This is a genomic window from Achromobacter sp. MFA1 R4, assembly GCF_900156745.1.
Classification (GTDB): domain Bacteria; phylum Pseudomonadota; class Gammaproteobacteria; order Burkholderiales; family Burkholderiaceae_B; genus Achromobacter.
Genome location: NZ_LT707065.1, coordinates 2136293 through 2160007, shown reverse-complemented (window position 1 = coordinate 2160007; position 23715 = coordinate 2136293). Strand labels below are relative to the sequence as shown.

The window sequence follows — 23715 nt, the reverse complement described above, 5'->3', positions numbered from 1 at the left end:
CCTCTTACTTGCGCTTGCGCCGTTGGACGATCATATTGTTCGTCCGCTTGTTGCGACGGGTCTTGTAACCCTTCGACGGAGTGCCCCACGGGCTGACCGGCTCGCGTGCTTCACCGGTACGGCCTTCGCCGCCACCGTGCGGGTGATCCACCGGGTTCATGGCAACGCCACGAACGGTCGGGCGGACACCGCGCCAACGCATTGCACCGGCCTTGCCGATTTGGCGCAGGCTGTGTTCTTCGTTACCGACTTCACCGATGGTGGCACGGCATTCGATGTGCACACGGCGGACTTCACCCGAGCGCAGACGCACTTGAGCGTAGATGCCTTCGCGAGCCAGCAGGACGGCGGAAGCGCCGGCCGAGCGGACCATCTGGGCACCCTTGCCAGGCAGCATTTCGACGCAGTGAATCGTCGTACCCACCGGGATGTTGCGGATCGGCAGCGTGTTGCCGGCGCGGATCGGCGCGTCGGTGCCCGACAGCAGGGTCGCACCGACTTCCAGACCACGGGGAGCGATGATGTAACGACGTTCGCCGTCGGCGTAGCACAGCAGAGCGATGTGCGCCGTACGGTTGGGGTCATATTCCAGACGCTCGACCTTTGCCGGGATGCCATCCTTGTCGCGACGGAAGTCGACGACGCGGTAGTGCTGCTTGTGACCACCGCCACGGTGACGGATGGTGATGTGACCGTTGTTGTTACGGCCAGAACCACGGGTCTTCTTTTCGAGCAGCGGCGCGTAGGGCTCACCCTTGTGCAGGTTCGGGCTGACAACCTTCACCATGCCACGGCGGCCAGCCGAAGTCGGCTTAACTTTTACGAGGGCCATTTACTTCACCTCCGCAAAGTCGATTTCCTGGCCGTCCTTGAGCGAGACGTAAGCCTTGCGCTCATTACGGCGGCGGCCAACGAATCGGCCAAAGCGCTTGACTTTGCCCTTACGGTTGAGGACCTGCACGGACTCGACCTGCACCTTGAAGAGCAGTTCGACGGCAGCCTTGATTTCCGGCTTGGTAGCGTCAGCCACGACACGGAAAGCGACTTGCTGATTCTTCTCAGCGACGAACGTGGCCTTTTCGGTCACGATCGGAGCCAGAATGACTTGCATCAAGCGTTCAGCGTTCATCCCAGCATCTCCTCGAGTTGAGCGATGGCCGGCTTGGTGATCAGCACTTTCTTGTAGTGGACCAGCGACAACGGATCGGCATAACGGGGCTCGACAACGGCAACGTGCGGCAGGTTGCGGGTGGCGAGGTAAACATTTTCATCGACGCTGTCGGTGATGATCAGGACCGAATCCAGGCCCAGGCTCTTCAGCTTTGCAGCGGCAGCCTTGGTCTTGGGCGATTCCAGATCAAACGATTCAACGACGGCGATGCGGTCTTCACGAGCGAGCTGCGACAGGATCGAACGGATCCCGGCGCGGTACATCTTCTTGTTGACCTTCTGGCTGAAGTTCTCTTCGGGCGAGTTCGGGAAGGTCCGACCACCACCACGCCACAGCGGCGACGAAGTCATACCGGCGCGAGCGCGGCCGGTACCCTTCTGGCGCCAGGGCTTCTTGGTGGAGTGCTTGACTTCCGTACGGTCCTTCTGAGCGCGGTTGCCAGCACGGGCGTTGGCTTGGAAAGCCACCACGATCTGGTGAATCAGCGCTTCGTTGAAGTCACGGCCGAAGATCGTGTCGGGCGCGCTGAACGTAGCAGCGGCCTGACCTTGGTCGTTCAGGAGCTTGAGATCCATTTACTTACGCTCCCTTCTTGGCCGGGGCCTTGATGGCCGGGCGCACAACGATGTCCGCGCCAGCGTGGCCGGGGACAGCGCCCTTGACCAGCAGCAGGCCGCGCTCAACGTCAACGCGAACGACGTCGAGGTTTTGAACGGTGCGGGTGACGTCACCCAGGTGACCAGCCATGCGCTTACCCGGGAAAATACGACCCGGATCTTGAGCTTGACCAATCGAGCCGGGAACGCGGTGCGAACGGGAGTTACCGTGCGACGCGCGCTGCGAACCGAAGTTGTGACGCTTGATGGTACCGGCAAAGCCTTTACCAATGGTCGTGCCCGTGACGTCGACCTGTTGGCCGGCTTCGAACACGGATTCCACGGCGATCACGGAACCGGCCGAAAATTCAGCGGCGCGAGCGGGATCAAGGCGGAATTCTTTGAGGATGCTACCGGCTTCAGTGCCGGCCTTGGCATAGTGGCCCGTTTGCGGCTGAGCCACACGCGAGGCACGACGATTGCCATAAGCCACCTGGATGGCGGCGTAGCCGTCGGTTTCCAGCGACTTAACTTGGGTCACGCGGTTGTTGGACACGTCCAGCACGGTCACCGGGATGGATTCACCTTCCTCGGTAAAAATGCGGGTCATGCCGACCTTGCGACCCACCAGCCCCAGCCGGTGAGCGGCGGGCGTGGGTGTCGAATTCGACATCGTTTTCTCCATTCCCGACTGCGATTGGTCGGGGCTAATCAGGCAAAAGGTAACGGCCTTTGCCCTACGACTATGTACAACCTGGGCTAGGCCCGTCAGTGCCAAACAGCGGAAATGACCGGCGCTTTGCCCATAGTTAGTCTTGCCACAAAATGGCAAGCTTCGCATATTAGCATGATTTTTTCAGGCGGCACAAGCACTTAGCGGATTTGCGGCGTGCGGGCGTAGGCATTTTCGCGACGTTCTGCGCGTGCAGAAGTGGCCGTCGCTGCCAGGTTCGGTTGGCGCCGGTAGTAAGCGCCCGCTCACATGGCTGCGCAGAAAAACAAAATGGCCGCAGTCCGTGAGGAGTGCGGCCATTTTTTGACGAACCTGCCGGCGAAGGTAGCAGGCCCGCGAGCGCCTTATTGCAGCGCGATTTCGACGTCGACGCCGGCCGGCAGGTCCAGACGCATCAGGGCGTCAACGGTCTTGTCGGTGGGATCAACGATGTCCATCAGGCGCTGATGGGTGCGGATTTCGAACTGGTCGCGCGACGTCTTGTTGACGTGCGGCGAACGCAGGACGTCATAGCGACGGATACGCGTGGGCAGCGGCACCGGACCGCGGACGACGGCGCCGGTACGCTTGGCGGTGTCGACGATTTCAGCGGCCGATTGATCGATCAGCTTGTAATCGAAGGCTTTCAAGCGGATGCGGATCTTTTGGTTTTTCATGGCGTTTCCTAAAGAACGAAATGCGAGGGCGGGATCACGCCCTCGCTGGTTGGGTGCTGCTTAACAGATCCGGATTACTTCAGGATCTTGGCGACGACGCCGGCGCCGACGGTACGACCGCCTTCACGGATGGCGAAACGCAGACCTTCTTCCATGGCGATCGGGGCCAGCAGCTTGACGGTCATCGTCACGTTGTCGCCCGGCAGAACCATTTCCTTGTCGGCCGGCAGGTCGATCGTGCCGGTCACGTCCGTCGTGCGGAAGTAGAACTGGGGACGATAGCCGTTGAAGAACGGGGTGTGGCGGCCGCCTTCTTCCTTGGACAGGATGTACACCTCGGACGTGAAGTCCGTGTGCGGGGTGATCGAGCCCGGCTTGGCCAGAACCTGGCCGCGCTGGACGTCTTCACGCTTGGTGCCGCGCAGCAGGATGCCCACGTTGTCGCCGGCTTGACCTTGGTCCAGCAGCTTGCGGAACATTTCCACGCCCGTGCAGGTCGTCTTGACCGTCGGCACGATACCGACGATTTCGATTTCTTCGCCGACCTTGATGATGCCGCGTTCGATACGGCCGGTCACCACGGTGCCGCGACCCGAGATCGAGAACACGTCTTCAACCGGCATCAGGAACGCGCCGTCGATGGCACGCTCAGGCGTCGGGATGTACGAGTCCAGCGCAGCAGCCAGCGCCAGGATGGCCTGTTCGCCCAGTTCGCCCTTGTCGCCTTCCAGCGCCAGCTTGGCCGAACCCTTGACGATCGGGGTGTCATCACCCGGGAAGTCGTACTTGGACAGCAGTTCGCGAACTTCCATTTCCACCAGCTCGAGCAGCTCGGCGTCGTCAACCATGTCAGCCTTGTTCAGGAAGACGATGATGTACGGCACGCCAACCTGGCGGCTCAGCAGGATGTGTTCACGCGTTTGCGGCATCGGGCCGTCAGCGGCCGACACGACCAGGATCGCGCCGTCCATCTGGGCAGCGCCCGTGATCATGTTCTTCACATAGTCAGCGTGGCCCGGGCAGTCAACGTGCGCGTAGTGGCGCGTTTCCGTTTCGTACTCGACGTGGGCCGTGTTGATCGTGATGCCGCGGGCCTTTTCTTCAGGAGCTGCATCGATCTGGTCGTAGCCCTTGGCTTCGCCGCCGAACTTGGTCGACAGAACGGTCGTGATCGCCGCCGTCAACGTCGTTTTGCCGTGGTCAACGTGACCAATCGTACCCACGTTCACGTGCGGCTTGGTACGTTCAAACTTGCCTTTTGCCATGATCTCTATCCTTTAAACTTTCAAGGAAACTTGATTTCTGCCAGGGCCGCCCGAATGGGCGGACCCGGCAAGGGTTATTTACTTGGCCCGAGCGGCGATGACTTCGTCAGCGACGTTCTTGGGGGCCTCGGAGTAATGCTTGAATTCCATCGTGTACGTGGCACGACCTTGCGTCAGCGAACGCAGGTTCGTGGCGTAACCGAACATCTCGGCCAGGGGCACTTCAGCCTTGATGGTCTTGCCACCGCCGACCATGTCGTCCATGCCTTGGACCATGCCGCGACGCGAGGACAGATCGCCCATCACGGTGCCTGCGTAGTCTTCCGGCGTTTCGACTTCAACGGCCATCATCGGTTCCAGCAGCACGGGGCTAGCCTTGCGCATGCCTTCCTTGAACGCCATCGAGCCGGCCATCTTGAACGCGTTTTCGTTCGAGTCCACGTCGTGGTACGAACCGAAGAACAGCGTGACCTTGACGTCCACGACCGGGTAGCCGGCCAGGATGCCCGAAGGCAGCGTTTCCTGGATGCCCTTGTCCACCGCGGGGATGTATTCGCGAGGAACCACACCGCCCTTGATGGCGTCCACGAATTCGTAGCCACCGCCAGGAGCCAGGGGCTCGACCTTCAGCACCACGTGACCGTACTGGCCGCGACCGCCCGACTGCTTGACGAACTTGCCTTCGACTTCTTCGCACGTCTTGCGGATGGTTTCGCGGTAGGCCACTTGCGGCTTGCCGACGTTGGCTTCCACGCCGAATTCGCGCTTCATGCGGTCGACCAGAATTTCCAGGTGGAGCTCGCCCATGCCGGAAATGATGGTTTGGCCGGATTCTTCGTCGCTGCGCACGCGGAACGACGGATCTTCCTGAGCCAGACGCGACAGCGCCAGACCCATCTTTTCCTGGTCAGCCTTCGACTTGGGTTCGACGGCCTGCGAAATCACGGGCTCCGGGAAAATCATGCGTTCGAGCAGGATGTGGGAGTCGATGTCGCACAGCGTTTCGCCGGTGGTCACGTCCTTCAGGCCGACCACGGCGGCGATGTCGCCTGCCAACACTTCCTTGATTTCTTCGCGGTTGTTCGCGTGCATCTGCAGAATGCGACCGATACGTTCCTTCTTGCCCTTGATGGGGTTGTAGACCGTATCGCCCGACTTCAGGACGCCCGAGTACACGCGCACGAAGGTCAATTGACCCACGAACGGATCGCTCATCAGCTTGAATGCCAGCGCCGAGAACTTCTCGTTGTCGTCGGCATTGCGCTTGATCGCGTTGCCATCGTCGTCCTGACCGTCGACCGGGGGGATGTCCACGGGCGAAGGCAGGTAATCGATGACCGCGTCCAGCATGCGCTGCACGCCCTTGTTCTTGAAGGCGGTGCCGCACAGCATCGGCTGGATTTCGCCAGCGATGGTGCGTTGGCGGATGGCCAGGTTGATTTCGGCTTCTTCCAGCGAACCCGTTTCCAGGTACTTGTTCATCAGCTCTTCCGACGACTCGGCGGCGGCTTCAACCAGCTTTTCACGCCATTCGTTCGCCAGACCTTCCAGCTCGGCCGGAACGTCCTTGTAGTCGAACTTGGTGCCTTGGCTGGCCTCGTCCCAAATGATCGCCTTCATCTTGACCAGGTCGACCACGCCTTGGAACGTGTCTTCGGCGCCGATGGGAATGACGATCGGCACGGGATTGGCGCGCAGGCGGTTCTTCAGCTGGTCATAGACCTTGAAGAAGTTGGCGCCGGTACGGTCCATCTTGTTGACGAAGGCCAGACGCGGCACGCCGTACTTGTTGGCTTGACGCCACACGGTTTCGGACTGGGGCTGCACACCGCCCACCGCGCAGTAGACCATGCAGGCACCGTCCAGGACGCGCATGGAACGTTCCACCTCAATGGTGAAGTCCACGTGTCCCGGGGTGTCGATGATGTTGATGCGGTGCTCGGGGTAGTTGCCGGCCATGCCACGCCAAAACGCCGTCGTAGCAGCCGACGTAATGGTGATGCCACGCTCTTGCTCTTGCTCCATCCAGTCCATGGTGGCTGCGCCATCATGCACTTCGCCAATCTTGTGATTGACGCCGGTGTAGAACAGGATACGTTCGGTCGTGGTGGTCTTCCCTGCATCGATGTGCGCAGAGATACCAATGTTGCGATAGCGCTCGATCGGGGTTTTGCGGGCCATGGTGGATTAATCCTTAAATTACCAGCGGAAATGGCTGAAGGCCTTGTTGGCCTCTGCCATCTTGTGCGTGTCTTCGCGCTTCTTCATCGCGGCGCCACGACCTTCGGAGGCGTCGATCAGTTCGCCAGCAAGGCGCAGATCCATCGACTTCTCGCCACGCTTCTTGGCGGCTTCACGGAGCCAACGCATAGCCAGGGCCAGGCGGCGCACGGGGCGCACTTCAACCGGCACTTGGTAGTTGGCACCGCCAACGCGGCGGCTCTTGACTTCGACGATCGGCTTGATGTTGTTGATCGCCAGGCTGAAAACCTCGATCGGCTCCTTGCCGGTCTTGGTTTGCACTTGCTCGAGGGCGCCGTAAACGATGCGCTCGGCGACGGCCTTCTTGCCGTCCAGCATGACGACGTTCATGAACTTGGCGAGTTCGACGCTGCCGAACTTGGGATCGGGCAGAATCTCGCGCTTGGGTACTTCGCGACGACGGGGCATTGTTGCTTCCTTGTGTCTGTTCAGTTGAACCGTGTTTCATTACACGGCCATGGCCGCCCATTGGGACGACCCCTTACGTGCCGCGCACCTTCCCATCATCTGGATGGCGCGGTCGCACTTCCCTGGTGACGGACTTCCGCCACGTGGGGGTACTACTGACTTGTTATTAAGCCTTCTTCGGGCGCTTGGCGCCGTACTTCGAACGGGCTTGCTTACGGTCCTTGACGCCTTGCAGGTCAAGGGAACCGCGCACGATGTGATAACGCACACCGGGCAAGTCCTTCACACGGCCGCCACGCACCAGAACCACCGAGTGCTCTTGTAGGTTGTGGCCTTCACCGCCGATGTACGAAATGACTTCGTAACCGTTGGTCAGACGCACTTTGGCAACCTTACGCAGAGCGGAGTTCGGCTTCTTGGGGGTGGTGGTGTACACGCGAGTGCACACGCCGCGGCGTTGCGGGCAGTTTTCGAGCGCGGGGCTCTTGCTTTTGATGATGCTGACTTCGCGCGGCTTGCGCACGAGTTGGCTAATGGTAGGCATGACCTTTGAAATCCCTTTTACGTACCACTGGTAAGTACTTACGTACTCGTCTCCTGGAGCGGACGCGCTTTTGGAGAAGGCAGTTCGCGCAAAACCGCCTCAAACGTTCAAATACGTAAAAGAGCGGGCTTGCCAACAAACCATGACAAACGCACAAAACCGGAAAGCAGCCAGATCGGACAGTTGCTACTGATGGGCCGAATAACAAAAGGCTCGTGACGCACCTTCGTTAAGGGCCCTGAACTGCCTGCCTGAGCGTGCAGATTTTGCGCGCGAAATAAAGCAGTAAGCCCTTTAGCATAACTGAGATAAGGGACTACTGTCAAAATTTTTTGTAAGCGCCACCTAGCGGCAAGTTCGCGCCAGGAGACGGGAACTTGCACGGTGCTGGTGGAAATTGGGGCCACGTAGCGGAAAGTTGCGCGGCGCGGCAATGCGGCGGCTGCAACGATTTGCGGTGGCGGGAACAGCTCCGCGATGAATCCATGCGGTGAACCCGGACGCAGTGTACCGCGTGCAGCCTTGGGCAGTGCGTCTATCGGTCGGTAAACAGGTAGCCGCTGCCGTAGACCGTCCGGATCGGCAGGACCACACCCGCCTGTTCCGCCTTGCGCCGCAACCGGCTGACAATGACGTCGATGCTGCGGGCGCTGCTCGCGCGCGCTCCGTCCCCCTCTACCTGCAGTTCACGGCCGAGCGCCTCGCGGCCCACTGCCTTGCCCGCCGCATTGAGCAAGGTGCGCACGATGAGGCGCTCGTTGGCCGACAGCGACAGGATGACCCCGGACGGCGCGGCCAGGGTCCAGCCCTGGTCGCGCAATTCCCAGCGGCCGTTGCCCGTTCCACCCATGTCGGCGGGATCCGCGGCGGCCGGCAGGCGCCGGGACAGGGATAACAGGATACAAACCAGTTCGCGGGGGTCCTGGGGATCGGGCAGGCAGGCATCCGCGCCACTTTGCAGGCAGCGCAGACGGTTGTCCACTGACATGCCCCGGCCGATGACGACGATTCCCAGCGGCGCGGAACCATGCAGGCGCGCCACGAGGGCGTAGCCGATTTCGCCCGACGCCCCCAGATCGAGCACCACGGCGTCGTAATGCGTGCTGTTGAGCAGGCTGAACAATTCCAGCGAAGTCGAGCAGCCGCGGGCCGATATGCCGGCCTGTAACAGCGTGGACACGGCGGATCCGCGTACAGCGTCGTCCATGGACATCACAAGTATGCGCAATTGATTCATCTTCTTTCCCGTCTGCATTCCCTCCCCTTGCACCGCCGGCTGTGATCGCGGCTGGTGGATACCTTTGAGACAGTGTGGCGCGCGGTAACGCAACAACTCCAGTCAAGATTCGTCAACTTTGCAATGTTTGACAGTTCTTGCCATAACGTTGCCGCCGAAGGGTTTTCCCGAGTTATCATTCGTTTACATAAATCCCCCGTTTTGCTAGGTCGCCTCGCGCGCGCCTGCGCAGCCAACTCTCGCGAGAACTCTTCTAATGAAAATCGCGTCGCTGGAAGACGACCTTGACCAGGCTCGGCGCATTCAGCAGGTCCTGTCCGCCGCTGGCTATGCTTGCACCAGCTACCACCAAAGCCGGGATCTGCTTGCGGCCCTGCGTACTGAAGTGTTTGACCTGGTGCTGCTGGACTGGCACCTGCCCGACATCGATGGCGACGACGTGGTCCGCTGGCTGCGCGCCCACATTGGCGCACGCATCCCCGTCATCTTCCTGACCAACCGGTCAAGCGAGGACGACCTGGTCGAGGGCCTGCGCGCGGGCGCGGACGACTACATCGTCAAGCCGCTGCGCCCCCTGGAACTGCTGGCCCGCGTGGCGGCGCTGCTGCGCCGCAGCCAGATCTCGGAGCCCGTCGACGAAACCATCGAGGTTGCGCGATATCGCGTCGATCCCGCGGCGCGAACCATTTCGCTGGACGACGTGGCGATCCCGCTGGCCCCCAAAGAATTCGAACTGGCGCTGCTGTTCTTTCGCAACGTGGGCCGACTGATGTCGCGCGACGTGCTTGCCGAATGCGTATGGAACCGCGAGATTCCCGCCACCTCGCGCACGCTGGACACCCACCTGTCGAACATCCGGCAAAAGCTTCAGCTCCGTCCCCAGCACGGTGTGCGACTGACGTCGTCCTATGCGCTTGGCTACCGGCTCGAACTGGTCGGTCCATCTGAAGACAGCCACGGCAGTTCGTCTTAGCCGCGTTGCCTGAATCCCTGGAGAATCGATTGCCATGAGCCGCTTCCGCGCGCTTTCTTTGCTTGTCCTGATTTCCTCGATCACGCTGGGCGCCCCCGCGCGCAGCCAACCCGCCGGCGCATTGGGGGAAGACTTCATCCATCGCGTCCGCCAAGGCGATACGCTGATCGAACTGGCCACGCAATACACGCGCAACCAGGCCAACTGGGGCCGACTGCAGACGATCAACAACGTCCTTACTCCGGAACGCCTGCCCATCGGCCTGGAGCTGCATATCCCCTTGTCGATGATTCCGGTGCGCGACGCGCAGGCGCAGGTGGTCCACGTCAGCGGGCAGGCAAACCTGAATGGCAAGTCCCTGCAGCCCGGAACGCCGGTGCCCGAAGGCAGCACGCTGGAAACCGCGCCCAATGGCTTCGTCACGCTGCAGCTTGCCGACGGCTCCCGGCTCACGCTGCCCTCCAATGGGGCGGTCGAGCTCACGCGCCTGCGCCAGTTCGAAGGGACCGCGCTGACTGATTCGGTCATCAACGTGCGACGGGGAAGCGTGGAATCGAGCGTCGCGCCAGCCGGCCAGGGCGTGGGCCGATTCGAGATCCGCACGCCCGTGGCGGTGACGGGCGTGCGCGGCACGCGCTTTCGCGTTCAGAGCGGCGCGCAGGGCGTTCATAGCGAAGTGCTGCAGGGCAGCGTGAGGCTGCAGGCCCACGCGCCGGGCGACGCGCCCGCCAAACCCGTCGCGGTGTCGCAGGGCTACGGCGCCGCGGTGGGAGCCGACGGCACCGTGTCCGGCGTGCGCCCGCTGCTGGCGGCGCCGCAACTGGGCGAGCCGGTCCGCTCGGGCGGCACCTGGTCGGTCCCATTTGGCCCGGTGGAAGGCGCGCTCAGCTATCTGGTGCGCGTCTCGCGCGACGCAGAAGGCACCTTGCCGGTGTCGTCCGCCAGCTTTCCCACCAACGACATCCGCTTTTCCGCCCCGGGTCCCGGCACGTTCTACGTGTCGGTACGCGCCGTCGACAACCTGGGCCTGCACGGACAGGATTCGGTCCGCGCTTTCGAAGGGGCGAACATGCTGATGACATCGTACGGACTTGGCGTCAGCAGCGGCACAGGCGGACTCGTGACGCTCACCGCGTACTAAGGCGCGCCATGGCCGACGCCGCCGACTCGCACGATCGGCCCTCGCGATCGGGGCTGTGGCTGACGATGGCGCTGGCTGCGCTGGCGGCGTTTCTCGGTTCATTCAACGGACTTGGCCGGCTCGACCAGGTCTTCTATGACCGCGCGGTCATGATGACCGAGCGCGCCGCCGATCCTGACATCCTGGTGGTGGCGATCGACGACGCGAGCATCGAGGCGCTGGGGCGCTGGCCCTGGCGGCGCGCGGTCCACGCGGCGCTGCTCGACCGGCTGAAGGGTGCGCGCGCCGTGGGGCTGGACCTGATCTTTGCCGAGCCGGATACGGTGAATGCCGGCGACGACGCGATACTTGCAGACAGCATCCGGCGCAACAGCCATACCGTGCTGCCCGCGATCCTGGATCGCTTGAGAAATCCGAGCGCCATCGGCCTGCCCCTGCCCGAACTGGCGCAGGCCGCGGCGTCCATCGGCTTCATCAATGCGGTGATCGACCCGGACGGCGTGGTGCGGGAAGCCGTGCTCACGACGCAGTTCGCGGGACACCGCTGGAACCATCTCGCCATCTCGATGCTGGAGGCCGGCGGCGAAGCCGAACACGCCCGGCGCCTGCTCACACGCGCCAATGCCGAGGGCCGTATCCTGATTCCGTATGCCGGCCCACCGACCCACATTCGGACGGTGTCCTACCTGTCCGTGCTGCGCGGCGACATTCCCCCGCAAACCCTGCGCGGCAAATATGTGCTGGTGGGCGCCTGGGCAACCGGCCTGGGCGATGACTACCCGACCCCGGTGTCGCATGACGTCAGCGGGATCTCCGGCGTGGAGATCATCGCCAACATCCTGCAGGCGGCCCGCACCGACGTCGTCTATCAACGTCCGGCGGCCGGGTGGAATGCGTTGTTCGCGCTGCTGCCGGTGCTGCTCGCGTGCCTGTCCCTGTGGCGCCTGGCGCCCAAGAAGGCGCTGCTCGTCAGCCTGGCGCTGCTGGCCGTCATCCCGCTGGCGTCCTGGCTGCTGCTGGCCCACGCGTTCCTGTGGTTTGCGCCGACGGCCGCGTTGGCCGGCGTGGCGCTGTGCTATCCGCTCTGGAGCTGGCGCAACCAGGAAGCCGCGCTGCGCTATATGGACAACGAGCTGCGGCGGCTGCAGCGCGAATACCCGCCGATCCTGAACGAGGCTCGTGTCCCGCTCGCCAATCCGAATGCATCACTGGAAAGCCGTGTCGGCGAACTGCGCCGCGCGCTCGCGCGCGTGCGCAACCTGCGGCGGTTCCTGGCCGACGGGCTGGACGGCATGCCGGATGCGACGCTGGTCTTCGATCAGGATGGCCGCATGCGATTCCGCAACCAGGCCGCCGTCCTGTTCTTCCAGCACCTGGGCATTCGCGCGCCCCGCATCGGCCGGCCGGCGGCGCACCTGCTGGAGCGCACCCTGGCCGACGAAGGCGCGCGAGCGCGCGTGGCCGAGGCCCTGAGCGGACGCCACGCGGCCGATCCGGGAACGCCCTGGAGCGCGGACCTGGAAGTGCGCGACCGCGCGGGACGCGACCTGATATTGAAGTGCGCCCCCATCCACACGGCCGAAGGCCAGTTCGCGGGAACGGTGGCCACGCTGACCGACATCTCGCGCATCCGGCAGGCCGAGCGCCAGCGCGAAGAGACCCTGCGCTTCATCTCGCACGACATGCGTGCGCCGCAAAGCTCGATCCTGGCGCTGGTGGAGCTGTCCCAGGAGGCAGGAGCGCAAGCGCTTGGCAACGACACGCTGGACCGCATCGCAATGCTGGCAAACCGCACGCTGCGGCTGGTCGATGACTTCGTGCATCTGACGCGCGCCGAATCCATGACGATCAGCGCCATCGAACTGGACCTGGGCAGCCTGCTGCAGGACGCTGTCGACGATCTCTGGCCGTCCGCCAACAGGCGCGGCATTACGCTGGAGGTCACGACTCCGCTGCCGGTCGCCTACACGCGCGGCGAACAGACATTGCTGATGCGCGCGCTCTGCAACCTCGTCGACAATGCCATCAAGTACAGCGCCTCCGGCACGCGCATCGAATGCGGCATCGACGAGCAGCCCGGCTTCTGGCGGGTGTGCATCCAGGACCAGGGCCAGGGAATCGCGCCGCAGGATCTGGCGCGGCTGTTCGAACCCTTTGCGCGCGTGGGGGTGGAAAACCGCGGCGATATCGGCGGGGCGGGTCTGGGGCTGGCGTTCGTGCGCACCGTCGCCGAGCGCCACGGCGGACGCATCGAGGTGCAGAGCGAACCCGGCGTGGGCTCGCTGTTCATGCTGCACTTGCCGCAGGTGTAGTCCCGCCGCGTGCCGCCTGCGTTCCTATTCGAACTATTCGAACGTATGCGAAATGACGGCCGGCTTGCCCGGCCTGACTTCCAGCGTCATGCGTTTGGGCGGAAGGTCGGCGTTGCGCACGACGACCTGGTACTTGCCCGGCACCAGCTTGAGTTCCTTGACCGGCGGACTGATGCCGCGCGCCACGCCGTTGATCCAGACTTCGCCCCAAGGACGGATGTCCAGGCGCACCGTGACCGGGACCGGCTTGGGCTTGGGCGCCTCGTCGACGGCGGCGGGCGCCGGGGTGGATTCCTGTGCGGCAGGCGGCGGCGCGGGCGTGCTCGTGACATCGGCCGGCGCCGCGGGATTCGCCGTCGACGGTGTGGCGGCGGAATTGGCTGCCGACTCCGGACCAGGCATCGCGCCGCTGCCCGGCTGGGGCGCGGGATCCGCGGGCTTCTGCGCCACAGCGGGCGGCGGGGCCGGCGCCGCGGCTTGCGGCAAGGGATACACCGCCGGCGGATTTGGCTGCACGACTTCCGATCGGGTGATGAGGGCGTTGGGCGTTCCCAGGCCCCATTGAAACCACGCGTACACGCCCGCGCCAATAAGCGCGAGGATCAGCAGCAGCAACAGCAGCGGTCCGCGCCGACGGGCGGGCGGGCGGGGCTCCGGGAAGCCGGGCGCGGGCGCGACCTTGGCCGACTCGTCCAGGTCGTCCGTCTCCGCGACGGGTTCATCATAGGCGGCCACGCCCAACAGGCTGGCCAGCTCGGCCAGGGTTTGGGGCCGCGCCTGCGGATCCATCGCCAGCCCCGCATCGATGACCTGGAGGAATGCTTTGCCGTACTTGGGCAGCTCCATCGAGGCCAGGGGCTCATACGCGTCGTGGGCGCGGCGCTCCGGCGCGGGCGGCGGCCGGGTCCCGGTCACGAGAGCGTGCGCCACCGCGCAAAGCGAATAGATGTCGGTCCAGGGGCCTCGCGGCCATTCCATGGAATCGGTATAGAGTTCGAACGGCGCAAAGCCGGCAGCCGGCGTCCTGCTCGCGCGCCGCGAGCGCGCCACCACCAGTTCGGGCAGCAGGTGCGCACGCGCCCCCTCGTCCATGCCCACGGTTTCCAGCGAAATATCGCCGCAGACTTCGCCCTGGGCGTGCAGGGCGACGAGGGACGGCAGCAGGTCGGAAAGGAGCCGCTTGATGCGCGATTCCGGGACGCCGCCCGCCGCGCTGGCGGCAATGGCGCTCAACGGGCGCAACGCCAACGGCGCGGCGCCGGAAAACGGGCCACGCGGCGTCAACAGGCCGGCGGGAGTAGACATCATCGAGAAGCTGCGCGGGCGCGCCAAAAACGGTTCAGGGGCTATTTAGGCGGAATATTATCCAATCCGCAGCATCAGGACATTGCCGAAGATGTCCGAGCGCATCAGGCTGTGGCACGATAGCGTACCGCGTCACCACCCTACATCTTTGGAAGCCATGAAAATTCGCATCCTGAGCAGTCTGCTTGGCGTATCGGCCCTCCTGGCCGGCTGCGCGGGCATCTCCGCATCACAACCCGAGAGCCCCCCCACGGCCGAAGCGCTGGCCGAGCTGCAACAGGTGCGCGACCAGTACGGTGCCGGCCGTTACGGCGAGGTGATCCGTGGCGTCGCCACCTCCGATACGCTGGCGGCCTCGTCCAAAGCGGTTCGCATCGAAGCCTACAAGCTTCAGGCTTTCAGCTATTGCGTCACCCGCTACACCCAGCTTTGCGAGGACAGCTTCTCCCGCATTCTTGCCCTGGATCCGACTTTTGAACTCGCCCCCAACGAGGCCGGTCATCCGGCTTGGGGCCCCGCCTTTCAGCGCGCACGCGCACAGCTTGTGAAGTAGTCCTGCCGTCCCCTGTCAGTCGCACGCTGCACGCCGCACACAGCACCCAATACGCAACACACAACACACAACACACAACACACAAAAAGAAAGGCCGCTGATTTTCATCAGCGGCCTTTGATTTTCAGGCTGTCCCCCGCATCGCTGCGGGGGAACCTGTCCGGGAATCCCGCTTATTCGGCGGAGTTCTCGGCGCCGGTGTCGGGCGCGGGCGTTTCCACATCCGAGCCCACCGTGACCGGCGCGTCCTCGAACGGGTTGGCCTGCTGGCGAGCGGCTTCGCGTTCCGCCGCCTCCAGCTGTTCCTTGTCGCGGCGAGCGTGGTGGTACGCCAGGCCGGTACCTGCCGGGATGAGGCGGCCGACGATGACGTTTTCCTTCAAGCCGCGCAGGTCGTCGCGCTTGCCCATGATGGCGGCTTCGGTCAGGACCCGGGTGGTTTCCTGGAACGAAGCGGCCGAGATGAACGAGTCGGTCGACAGCGAGGCCTTCGTGATACCCAGCAGCACGTTGTCGTACGTTGCCGGACGCAGGTCGGCTGCCGTGACGCGGTCGTTTTCGTTCAACAGCTCGGAGCGCTCGACCTGCTCGCCCGGGATGAACTCGGTGTCGCCCGCGTCGACGATGTTCACACGACGCAGCATCTGACGAACAATCACTTCGATGTGCTTGTCGTTGATCTTCACGCCCTGCAGACGGTAGACGTCCTGCACTTCGTCGACGATGTACGTCGCCAGCTTCTCGATGCCTTGCAGGCGCAGGATGTCGTGGGGATCGGCCGGGCCGTCCACGATCATTTCGCCCTTGTTCACCACCTGGCCGTCGTGCACCAGAACCTGCTTTTCCTTCGGAATCAGGAACTCGTGGCTCACGCCTTCCAGGTCGGTGATGACCAGGCGCTGCTTGCCCTTGGTGTCCTTGCCGAACGAGACCGTACCGGTGACGTCGGCGAGCATGCCGGCGTCCTTCGGCGAACGGGCCTCGAACAGTTCGGCCACACGCGGCAGACCGCCGGTAATGTCGCGGGTCTTTTGCGATTCCTGCGGAATACGCGCCAGGACTTCACCCACGGCAACCTGCTGGCCGTCACGCACGGTGATCAGCGCGCCCACCGGGAACGAGATGTTCACCGAGTGATCGGTGCCGGCGATCTTGACGTCTTCGCCGTTCTCGTTGACCAGCTTGATCTGCGGACGCATGACGATCTTGCCGCCACGGGTCTTGGGCGTGATGACGACGAGCGTCGACAGGCCGGTGACTTCGTCCACCTGCTTGGCAACGGTCACGCCTTCTTCGATGTTCTCGAAGCGGACGGCGCCGCCGTATTCCGACACGATCGGACGGGTCAGCGGATCCCACGTCGCCAGGCGCGCGCCAGCCTTCACGGCTTCGCCATCGCCCACCAGCACGGTCGCGCCGTACGGGATCTTGTGGCGTTCGCGTTCGCGGCCGTTGTCGTCGAAGATCGCCAGTTCGCCCGAGCGCGAGATCGCGACACGTTCGCCCTTGGCGTTCGTGACGTAGCGCATCGTGCTGGCAAAGCCGACGGTACCGGTGGACTTCGTTTCCACCGCGCTGGCCAGGGCCGAACGCGAGGCCGCGCCACCGATGTGGAACGTACGCATCGTGAGCTGCGTGCCCGGTTCACCGATGGACTGGGCAGCGATGACGCCGACTGCCTCGCCCTGGTTGACCGACGAGCCGCGACCCAGGTCACGGCCATAGCAGTGCGCGCACAGGCCGTGACGCGTTTCGCAGGTCAGCGGCGTGCGGACCTTGACTTCGTCCACGCCGATGCGGTCGATGGTGTCGACCAGGTCTTCGTCCAGCAGGGTGCCGGCGACGATGGCCGTTTCCTGCGTGTCCGGGTTGACGATGTCCACGGCAGCCACGCGGCCGAGGATACGGTCGCGCAACGGTTCGATGACTTCACCGCCTTCGACCAGGGCTTTCATGTTGTAGCCCTGCGAGGTGCCGCAGTCGTCTTCGGTGATGACCAGATCCTGCGTCACGTCGACCAGACGGCGGGTCAGGTAACCCGAGTTCGCGGTCTTCAGTGCCGTATCGGCCAGACCCTTACGCGCACCGTGGGTGGAGATGAAGTACTGGAGTACGTTCAGGCCTTCACGGAAGTTCGCGGTAATGGGCGTTTCGATGATCGAGCCGTCCGGCTTGGCCATCAGGCCGCGCATGCCGGCGAGCTGGCGGATCTGGGCGGCCGAACCGCGGGCGCCCGAGTCAGCCATCATGTAGATGGAGTTGAACGATTCCTGGCGCACTTCCTCGCCGTGACGGTTGATCACGGGCTCGGTCGCGAGCTGTTCCATCATCGCCTTGCCGACCTTGTCGCCAGCCTTGCCCCAAATGTCCACAACGTTGTTGTAGCGCTCTTGGGACGTGACCAGACCCGACGAGTACTGCTTGTCGATTTCCTTCACTTCGCGGCTGGCTTCGGCCAGGATGCCTTCCTTGGCGGTCGGGATCAGCATGTCGCCCATGGCGATCGAGATACCGCCGCGCGTGGCCAGCCGGAAGCCCGACTGCATCAGCTTGTCAGCGAAGATCACGGTGTCGCGCAGGCCGCAGCGGCGGAACGACTGGTTGATCAGGCGCGAGATTTCCTTCTTCTTCAGCGCCTTGTTCAGGACGGTGAAGGGCAGGCCCTTGGGCAGGATCTCGGACAGCAGCGCACGGCCGACCGTCGTCTCGTGACGGCGGATGACGGGCTGCCATTCGCCGTTCTCGTCGCGCTCGTGTTCCTTCAGGCGCACGGTGACGCGGCTTTGCAGCTCGACTTCGCCGTTGTCATAGGCGCGCTGGACTTCAGCGACGTCCGTGAAGAAGATGCCTTCGCCACGGCCGTTGATGCGCTCGCGGGTCGTGTAGTACAGACCCAGCACGATGTCCTGCGACGGCACGATCGACGGTTCGCCGTTGGCCGGGAACAGCACGTTGTTCGACGCCAGCATCAGCGTGCGCGCTTCGAGCTGGGCTTCCAGCGACAGCGGCACGTGAACGGCCATCTGGTCACCGTCGAAGTCGGCGTTGAACGCCGCGCAAACCAGCGGGTGCAGCTGGATGGCCTTGCCTTCGATCAGCACCGGCTCGAACGCCTGGATGCCCAAACGGTGCAGCGTGGGCGCACGGTTCAGCATGACCGGGTGTTCGCGGATGACTTCTTCCAGGATGTCCCAGACCACCGGTTCCTGGCTTTCGACCAGCTTCTTGGCAGCCTTGATGGTCGTGGCCAGGCCCATCATCTCCAGACGATTGAAGATGAACGGCTTGAACAGTTCCAGGGCCATCAGCTTGGGCAGGCCGCACTGATGCAGCTTGAGCTGCGGACCCACCACGATGACCGAACGGCCCGAGTAGTCGACGCGCTTGCCCAGCAGGTTCTGACGGAAACGACCGCTCTTGCCCTTGATCATGTCGGCCAGCGACTTGAGCTGGCGCTTGTTGGCGCCCGTCATGGCCTTGCCACGGCGGCCGTTGTCCAGCAGCGAGTCGACAGCTTCCTGCAGCATGCGCTTTTCGTTGCGCAGGATGATTTCAGGCGCCTTGAGCTCCAGCAGGCGCTTGAGGCGGTTGTTGCGGTTGATGACGCGGCGGTACAGGTCGTTCAGGTCGGAGGTCGCGAAGCGGCCGCCGTCCAGCGGCACCAGCGGACGCAGGTCCGGCGGCAGCACGGGCAGCACTTCCATGACCATCCACTCGGCCTTGATGCCGGACTTCTGGAAGCCTTCCAGCACCTTCAGGCGCTTGGAGATCTTCTTGATCTTGGCTTCCGAGCTGGTGGCCTTCAGTTCGCCGCGCAGCGTTTCCACTTCGCGGTCGATGTCGATGGTGCGCAGCAGTTCGCGCACGGCCTCCGCACCCATCAGGGCACGGAAGTCGTCGCCGTACTCTTCGGTCTTGGCGAGGAAATCGTCATCCGACATGATCTGGCCGCGCTTGAGCGGCGTCATGCCGGGCTCGATCACGCACCAGGCTTCGAAGTACAGGACGCGTTCGATGTCGCGCAGGGTCATGTCGAGCACCATGCCCAGACGCGACGGCAGGCTCTTCAGGAACCAGATGTGCGCGACGGGGCTGGCCAGCTCGATGTGGCCCATGCGTTCACGGCGAACCTTGGCGACGGTGACTTCCACGCCGCACTTTTCGCAGATCACGCCACGGTGCTTCAGACGCTTGTACTTGCCGCACAGGCACTCGTAGTCCTTGATCGGGCCAAAGATCTTGGAGCAGAACAGGCCGTCGCGCTCGGGCTTGAACGTGCGGTAGTTGATGGTCTCGGGCTTGCGGACTTCGCCGTAGGACCACGAACGGATCTTCTCGGGCGAGGCGATGCCGATCTTGATGGCATCGAACTGCTCGTCTTGCGAGACTTGCTTAAAGAGGTCGAGTAGCGCTTTCATTAGTTACGCTCCAAATCCATGTCCAGGGCCAACGAGCGGATTTCCTTGACCAGAACGTTGAACGATTCCGGCATGCCGGCATCGATCACGTGGTCGCCCTTGACGATGTTCTCGTAAACCTTGGTACGACCGTTGATGTCGTCCGACTTCACCGTCAGCATTTCCTGCAGGGTGTAGGCGGCGCCGTATGCTTCCAGCGCCCACACTTCCATTTCCCCGAAACGCTGGCCGCCGAACTGCGCCTTGCCGCCCAGCGGCTGCTGGGTCACGAGCGAGTACGGGCCAGTGGAACGCGCGTGCATCTTGTCGTCGACCAAGTGGTGCAGCTTCAGGTAGTGCATGTAGCCGACGGTCACGGGGCGCTCGAATTGCTCGCCCGTGCGGCCGTCGAACAGCCATGCCTGCGTACGCGAAGGCGTGAGCGCCATGCGCTCGGCGACGTCGTCCGGATAGGCCAGTTCCAGCATCTTGGTGATTTCCTCTTCGGTCGCGCCGTCGAAGACGGGCGTCGCGAACGGCACGCCGTTCTTGAGGTTCTGGGCCATTTCCATGACTTCGTCGTCGGTCAGCTCGTCGATGCGCGCGCCGGAGCCGGTCGTGTTGTAGACCTTGTCCAGATACGCGCGGACGTTCTTGACCTGCGCCGTGCGCTCGTCGCGCAGCATGTCGGCGATGCGATGGCCGACGCCCTTGGCAGCCCAGCCCAAGTGAACTTCCAGCACCTGGCCGACGTTCATCCGCGAGGGCACGCCCAGCGGGTTCAGAACGATGTCGGCCGGCGTGCCATCAGCCATGTGCGGCATGTCTTCCACCGGCGTGATGCGCGAGACCACGCCCTTGTTGCCGTGACGGCCCGCCATCTTGTCGCCAGGCTGCAGACGACGCTTCACGGCCAGATAGACCTTGATCATCTTCAGCACGCCCGGGGGCAGCTCGTCGCCCTGCGTCAGCTTCTTGCGCTTCTCTTCGAAGGCCAGATCGAACTGGTGACGCTTCTGCTCGAGCGATTCCTTGGCCTGTTCCAGCACGACGGCGTGCGGCTCATCGGCCAGGCGGATGTCGAACCACTGCCAGCGATCCAGGTCGGCCAGGTAGGCCTTGGTGATCGTCGCGCCCTTGGCCAGCTTGCGCGGGCCGCCGTTGACGGTCTTGTTGATCAGCATCTTCTCGATACGATCGAACTGGTCGTTTTCAACGATGCGCAGCTGGTCGTTCAGGTCCTGGCGATAGCGGCGCAGTTCATCGTCGATGATGGACTGGGCGCGCTTGTCGCGCACGATGCCTTCACGCGTGAACACCTGCACGTCGATCACGGTGCCGGTCATGCCCGAGGGCACGCGCAGCGAGGTGTCCTTAACGTCGGACGCCTTTTCACCGAAGATGGCGCGCAGCAGCTTTTCTTCCGGCGTCAGCTGGGTTTCGCCCTTGGGCGTGACCTTGCCGACCAGCACGTCGTCGGCGCTGACTTCGGCGCCGATGTAGGTGATGCCGGAATCGTCCAGGCGGTTCAACTGCGTTTCAGCCAGGTTGCTGATGTCGCGGGTGATTTCTTCCGGACCGAGCTTCGTGTCGCGGGCGACAACCGTCAGTTCCTCGATGTGGACCGAGGTGTAGCGGTCATCGGCCACGACCTTTTCGGAGATCAGGATCGAGTCTTCGAAGTTGTAGCCGTTCCAGGGCATGAACGCGATCAGCATGTTCTGACCCAGGGCGAGTTCGCCCAGGTCGGTCGATGCGCCGTCAGCCAGCACGTCGCCCTTGGCGACGCGGTCGCCACGCTTGACGATCGGACGCTGGTTGATGTTCGTGTTCTGGTTGGAACGGGTGTACTTGATCAGGTTGTAGATGTCGACGCCCACTTCGCCGGCGACGTTTTCTTCGTCGTTCACGCGAATCACGACGCGCTCGGCGTCGACGTGGTCGACCAAGCCGCCACGCAGCGCCTGCACGGTGGTGCCCGAGTCAACGGCCACGGTGCGTTCGATACCCGTACCCACGACCGGCTTTTCCGGACGCAGGCAAGGCACGGCCTGACGTTGCATGTTGGCGCCCATCAGCGCGCGGTTCGCGTCGTCGTGCTCCAGGAACGGAATCAGCGAGGCAGCGACCGACACGATCTGCGACGGGGCAACGTCCATGTAGTGCACGTTGGCCGGCGCGGTCAGCATCGTTTCGCCCGCTTCACGGCAGGCCACCAGGTCGTCGACGAAACGGCCTTCTTCGTCCAGCGCGGCGTTAGCCTGCGCGATGACGTAGTGGCTTTCTTCGATGGCCGACAGGTAGTCGATCTGGTCGCTGACGCGACCGTCGACGATCTTGCGGTAAGGCGTTTCCAGGAAGCCGTACTCGTTCAGGCGAGCGTACAGCGCCATGGAGTTGATCAGGCCGATGTTCGGGCCTTCCGGCGTTTCGATCGGGCAGACGCGGCCATAGTGGGTCGGGTGCACGTCGCGGACTTCGAAGCCGGCGCGCTCGCGGGTCAGACCGCCCGGGCCCAGTGCGGAAACACGACGCTTGTGCGTGATTTCCGACAGCGGGTTGGTCTGGTCCATGAACTGCGACAGTTGGCTCGAACCGAAGAACTCCTTGATGGCGGCCGAGATCGGCTTGGAGTTGATCAGGTCGTGCGGCATCAGGTTTTCCGTCTCGGCCTGGCCCAGACGTTCCTTGACGGCGCGCTCGACACGCACGAGACCGGCGCGGAACTGGTTTTCGGCCAGTTCGCCCACGCAACGCACGCGGCGGTTGCCCAAGTGATCGATGTCATCGATCTGACCACGGCCGTTACGCAGCTCGACCAGCACCTTGATGGTTTCAAGGATGTCTTCGTTGGTGAGCGTCATCGGGCCGGTGATGTCCTCACCACGGCCCAGGCGGCTGTTGACCTTCATGCGGCCAACGCGCGACAGGTCGTACGTTTCTTCGCTGTAGAACAGGCGCTGGAACAGCGCTTCCACCGCTTCTTCGGTGGGCGGTTCGCCAGGACGCATCATGCGATAGATGGCGACGCGCGCGGCCATCTGGTCGGCGGTTTCGTCGGTGCGCAGCGTTTGCGAAATGTACGGGCCGCGATCCAGGTCGTTGGTGTACAGCGCCTGGAATTCGTGCACGTTCGCGGCGCGCAGGGCGCCGAGCACGCTTTCCGTGATCTCATCGTTAGCGTTGGCGATGACTTCGCCGGTGTCTTCGTCAACGATGTTCTTGGCCAGCACGCGGCCGTACAGGAAGTCTTCCGGCACGGAGATGCGCTGGATGCCGCCGGCAGCCAGGTCGCGCAGATGCTTGGCGTTGATGCGCTTGTCTTTTTCGACGATCACCTTGCCCGAACGGTCGGCGATATCGAAGCGGGCCATTTCGCCCTTCCAGCGCTCAGGCACGAATTCCATCATCGCGCCTTCGCTCTTCAATTCGAAGTTGTCGAAGTCGAAGAAGTTGGCCAGGATGGATTCCGGCGTCATGCCGATGGCCTTGCACAGGATCGTGACGGGCATCTTGCGACGGCGGTCGACGCGGAAGAACAGGATATCCTTCGGGTCGAATTCGAAGTCCAGCCACGAGCCGCGGTAAGGAATCACGCGGGCCGAGAACAGGAGCTTGCCGGAGCTGTGCGTTTTGCCGCGGTCATGTTCAAAGAACACGCCGGGCGAACGGTGCAGCCGCGACACGATGACACGTTCGGTGCCGTTGATGACGAAGGAACCCGTGCCCGTCATGAGCGGAATTTCGCCCATGTAGACTTCCTGTTCCTTCACTTCCTTCACGGTGGGCTTGCTGACTTCGCGGTCAAGCAGCACCAGGCGGACCTTGGCTCGCAGGGGCGAGGCATAGGTCAGGCCACGTTGCTGACATTCCTTGACATCGAACACCGGTTCGCCGAGCACGTAGCTCACGAACTCCAAGCGCGCCATACCGTTGTGACTAACGATCGGGAAAATCGACGAGAACGCCGCCTGCAAACCGTCGGCTACGCGTTCGGACGGGGCGGTATCCGCCTGCAGGAAAGTTAGGTAGGATTGAAGCTGAGTCGCCAAAAGGAAGGGAACGTTTTGAACGTCTTCACGCTTGGCGAAGCTTTTGCGGATGCGCTTTTTTTCGGTGTACGAGTAAGGCATGAGCACTCCGACTCGAGGTTGCATGGGCC

At 63.4% G+C, this 23715-nt stretch carries 17 protein-coding genes; 4 read left to right on the top strand and 13 right to left on the bottom strand.

Annotation, left to right across the window (positions count from 1 at the left end):
- Positions 1 to 4 precede the first annotated feature (4 nt).
- The 10 genes from rplB to BXA00_RS09690 form a co-directional block, all read right to left on the bottom strand.
- Positions 5 to 832, bottom strand: a complete 828-nt coding sequence (gene rplB, locus BXA00_RS09735; RefSeq protein WP_076518326.1) for a 50S ribosomal protein L2 — start codon at positions 830 to 832, stop codon at positions 5 to 7.
- Positions 833 to 1129, bottom strand: coding sequence for a 50S ribosomal protein L23 (gene rplW, locus BXA00_RS09730; RefSeq protein ID WP_006216557.1), 297 nt, complete (start codon positions 1127 to 1129; stop codon positions 833 to 835).
- Positions 1126 to 1746, bottom strand: coding sequence for a 50S ribosomal protein L4 (gene rplD, locus BXA00_RS09725; protein ID WP_076518325.1), 621 nt, complete (start codon positions 1744 to 1746; stop codon positions 1126 to 1128). The genes rplW and rplD overlap by 4 nt, the downstream gene beginning before the upstream one ends.
- 4 nt (positions 1747 to 1750) lie before the next feature.
- Complete coding sequence (gene rplC / locus BXA00_RS09720) at positions 1751 to 2440, bottom strand: 50S ribosomal protein L3 (RefSeq protein WP_076518324.1); 690 nt, start codon at positions 2438 to 2440, stop codon at positions 1751 to 1753.
- A 404-nt stretch (positions 2441 to 2844) separates the two neighbouring features.
- Positions 2845 to 3156, bottom strand: a complete 312-nt coding sequence (gene rpsJ, locus BXA00_RS09715; protein WP_003806903.1) for a 30S ribosomal protein S10 — start codon at positions 3154 to 3156, stop codon at positions 2845 to 2847.
- 74 nt (positions 3157 to 3230) lie between these two features.
- Positions 3231 to 4421: an elongation factor Tu gene (gene tuf / locus BXA00_RS09710; protein WP_062839263.1), complete on the bottom strand. Its 1191-nt coding sequence runs from the start codon at positions 4419 to 4421 to the stop codon at positions 3231 to 3233.
- Positions 4422 to 4499: 78 nt separating this feature from the next.
- Positions 4500 to 6602, bottom strand: coding sequence for an elongation factor G (gene fusA / locus BXA00_RS09705; protein ID WP_076518323.1), 2103 nt, complete (start codon positions 6600 to 6602; stop codon positions 4500 to 4502).
- Positions 6603 to 6620: 18 nt separating this feature from the next.
- Positions 6621 to 7091 carry a 30S ribosomal protein S7 gene (gene rpsG / locus BXA00_RS09700; protein WP_006216561.1) on the bottom strand — a complete coding sequence of 157 codons (471 nt, stop codon included), beginning with the start codon at positions 7089 to 7091 and terminating at the stop codon, positions 6621 to 6623.
- Between the two features lie 166 nt (positions 7092 to 7257).
- Positions 7258 to 7635, bottom strand: a complete 378-nt coding sequence (gene rpsL, locus BXA00_RS09695; RefSeq protein ID WP_005017264.1) for a 30S ribosomal protein S12 — start codon at positions 7633 to 7635, stop codon at positions 7258 to 7260.
- 535 nt (positions 7636 to 8170) lie between these two features.
- A complete protein-coding gene (locus tag BXA00_RS09690) occupies positions 8171 to 8965 on the bottom strand; it encodes a response regulator transcription factor (protein WP_304528814.1) in 795 nt (264 codons plus the stop codon).
- 163 nt (positions 8966 to 9128) lie between these two features.
- Between BXA00_RS09690 and BXA00_RS09685 the strand changes: the two genes are divergently transcribed.
- From BXA00_RS09685 to BXA00_RS09675, 3 genes are read left to right on the top strand one after another with little or no spacing between them, the layout of a single operon-like run.
- Positions 9129 to 9845: a response regulator transcription factor gene (locus BXA00_RS09685; RefSeq protein WP_076518322.1), complete on the top strand. Its 717-nt coding sequence runs from the start codon at positions 9129 to 9131 to the stop codon at positions 9843 to 9845.
- Between the two features lie 34 nt (positions 9846 to 9879).
- Positions 9880 to 10986 (top strand): FecR domain-containing protein, encoded by a 1107-nt coding sequence (locus tag BXA00_RS09680; RefSeq protein ID WP_076518321.1) that lies wholly within the window; start codon positions 9880 to 9882, stop codon positions 10984 to 10986.
- An 8-nt stretch (positions 10987 to 10994) separates the two neighbouring features.
- Entirely contained in the window at positions 10995 to 13298 is a 2304-nt protein-coding gene (locus tag BXA00_RS09675; RefSeq protein WP_076518320.1) for a CHASE2 domain-containing protein, read from the top strand.
- A 33-nt stretch (positions 13299 to 13331) separates the two neighbouring features.
- On the opposite strand, the gene BXA00_RS09670 is transcribed toward BXA00_RS09675, so the two are convergent.
- Positions 13332 to 14603, bottom strand: a complete 1272-nt coding sequence (locus BXA00_RS09670; RefSeq protein WP_076521881.1) for a serine/threonine protein kinase — start codon at positions 14601 to 14603, stop codon at positions 13332 to 13334.
- 157 nt (positions 14604 to 14760) lie between these two features.
- Here BXA00_RS09670 and BXA00_RS09665 point away from each other — a divergent pair, with 157 nt between their 5' ends.
- Positions 14761 to 15156, top strand: coding sequence for a TssQ family T6SS-associated lipoprotein (locus tag BXA00_RS09665; protein WP_076518319.1), 396 nt, complete (start codon positions 14761 to 14763; stop codon positions 15154 to 15156).
- A 173-nt stretch (positions 15157 to 15329) separates the two neighbouring features.
- Here the strand turns inward: BXA00_RS09665 and rpoC are convergent, their stop codons facing one another.
- Together rpoC and rpoB are read right to left on the bottom strand one after the other, a co-directional pair.
- Positions 15330 to 19574, bottom strand: a complete 4245-nt coding sequence (gene rpoC, locus BXA00_RS09660; RefSeq protein ID WP_076518318.1) for a DNA-directed RNA polymerase subunit beta' — start codon at positions 19572 to 19574, stop codon at positions 15330 to 15332.
- Positions 19574 to 23686 carry a DNA-directed RNA polymerase subunit beta gene (gene rpoB / locus BXA00_RS09655; protein WP_076518317.1) on the bottom strand — a complete coding sequence of 1371 codons (4113 nt, stop codon included), beginning with the start codon at positions 23684 to 23686 and terminating at the stop codon, positions 19574 to 19576. The genes rpoC and rpoB overlap by 1 nt, the downstream gene beginning before the upstream one ends.
- Positions 23687 to 23715: the final 29 nt, after the last annotated feature.

Coding starts and splice junctions, on each gene's coding strand:
- rplB (WP_076518326.1), bottom strand. CDS start 832: ATGGCCCTCGTAAAAGTTAAGCCGACTTCGGCTGGCCGCCGTGGCATG.
- rplW (WP_006216557.1), bottom strand. CDS start 1,129: ATGAACGCTGAACGCTTGATGCAAGTCATTCTGGCTCCGATCGTGACC.
- rplD (WP_076518325.1), bottom strand. CDS start 1,746: ATGGATCTCAAGCTCCTGAACGACCAAGGTCAGGCCGCTGCTACGTTC.
- rplC (WP_076518324.1), bottom strand. CDS start 2,440: ATGTCGAATTCGACACCCACGCCCGCCGCTCACCGGCTGGGGCTGGTG.
- rpsJ (WP_003806903.1), bottom strand. CDS start 3,156: ATGAAAAACCAAAAGATCCGCATCCGCTTGAAAGCCTTCGATTACAAG.
- tuf (WP_062839263.1), bottom strand. CDS start 4,421: ATGGCAAAAGGCAAGTTTGAACGTACCAAGCCGCACGTGAACGTGGGT.
- fusA (WP_076518323.1), bottom strand. CDS start 6,602: ATGGCCCGCAAAACCCCGATCGAGCGCTATCGCAACATTGGTATCTCT.
- rpsG (WP_006216561.1), bottom strand. CDS start 7,091: ATGCCCCGTCGTCGCGAAGTACCCAAGCGCGAGATTCTGCCCGATCCC.
- rpsL (WP_005017264.1), bottom strand. CDS start 7,635: ATGCCTACCATTAGCCAACTCGTGCGCAAGCCGCGCGAAGTCAGCATC.
- BXA00_RS09685 (WP_076518322.1), top strand. CDS start 9,129: ATGAAAATCGCGTCGCTGGAAGACGACCTTGACCAGGCTCGGCGCATT.
- BXA00_RS09680 (WP_076518321.1), top strand. CDS start 9,880: ATGAGCCGCTTCCGCGCGCTTTCTTTGCTTGTCCTGATTTCCTCGATC.
- BXA00_RS09675 (WP_076518320.1), top strand. CDS start 10,995: ATGGCCGACGCCGCCGACTCGCACGATCGGCCCTCGCGATCGGGGCTG.
- BXA00_RS09670 (WP_076521881.1), bottom strand. CDS start 14,603: ATGTCTACTCCCGCCGGCCTGTTGACGCCGCGTGGCCCGTTTTCCGGC.
- BXA00_RS09665 (WP_076518319.1), top strand. CDS start 14,761: ATGAAAATTCGCATCCTGAGCAGTCTGCTTGGCGTATCGGCCCTCCTG.
- rpoC (WP_076518318.1), bottom strand. CDS start 19,574: ATGAAAGCGCTACTCGACCTCTTTAAGCAAGTCTCGCAAGACGAGCAG.
- rpoB (WP_076518317.1), bottom strand. CDS start 23,686: ATGCCTTACTCGTACACCGAAAAAAAGCGCATCCGCAAAAGCTTCGCC.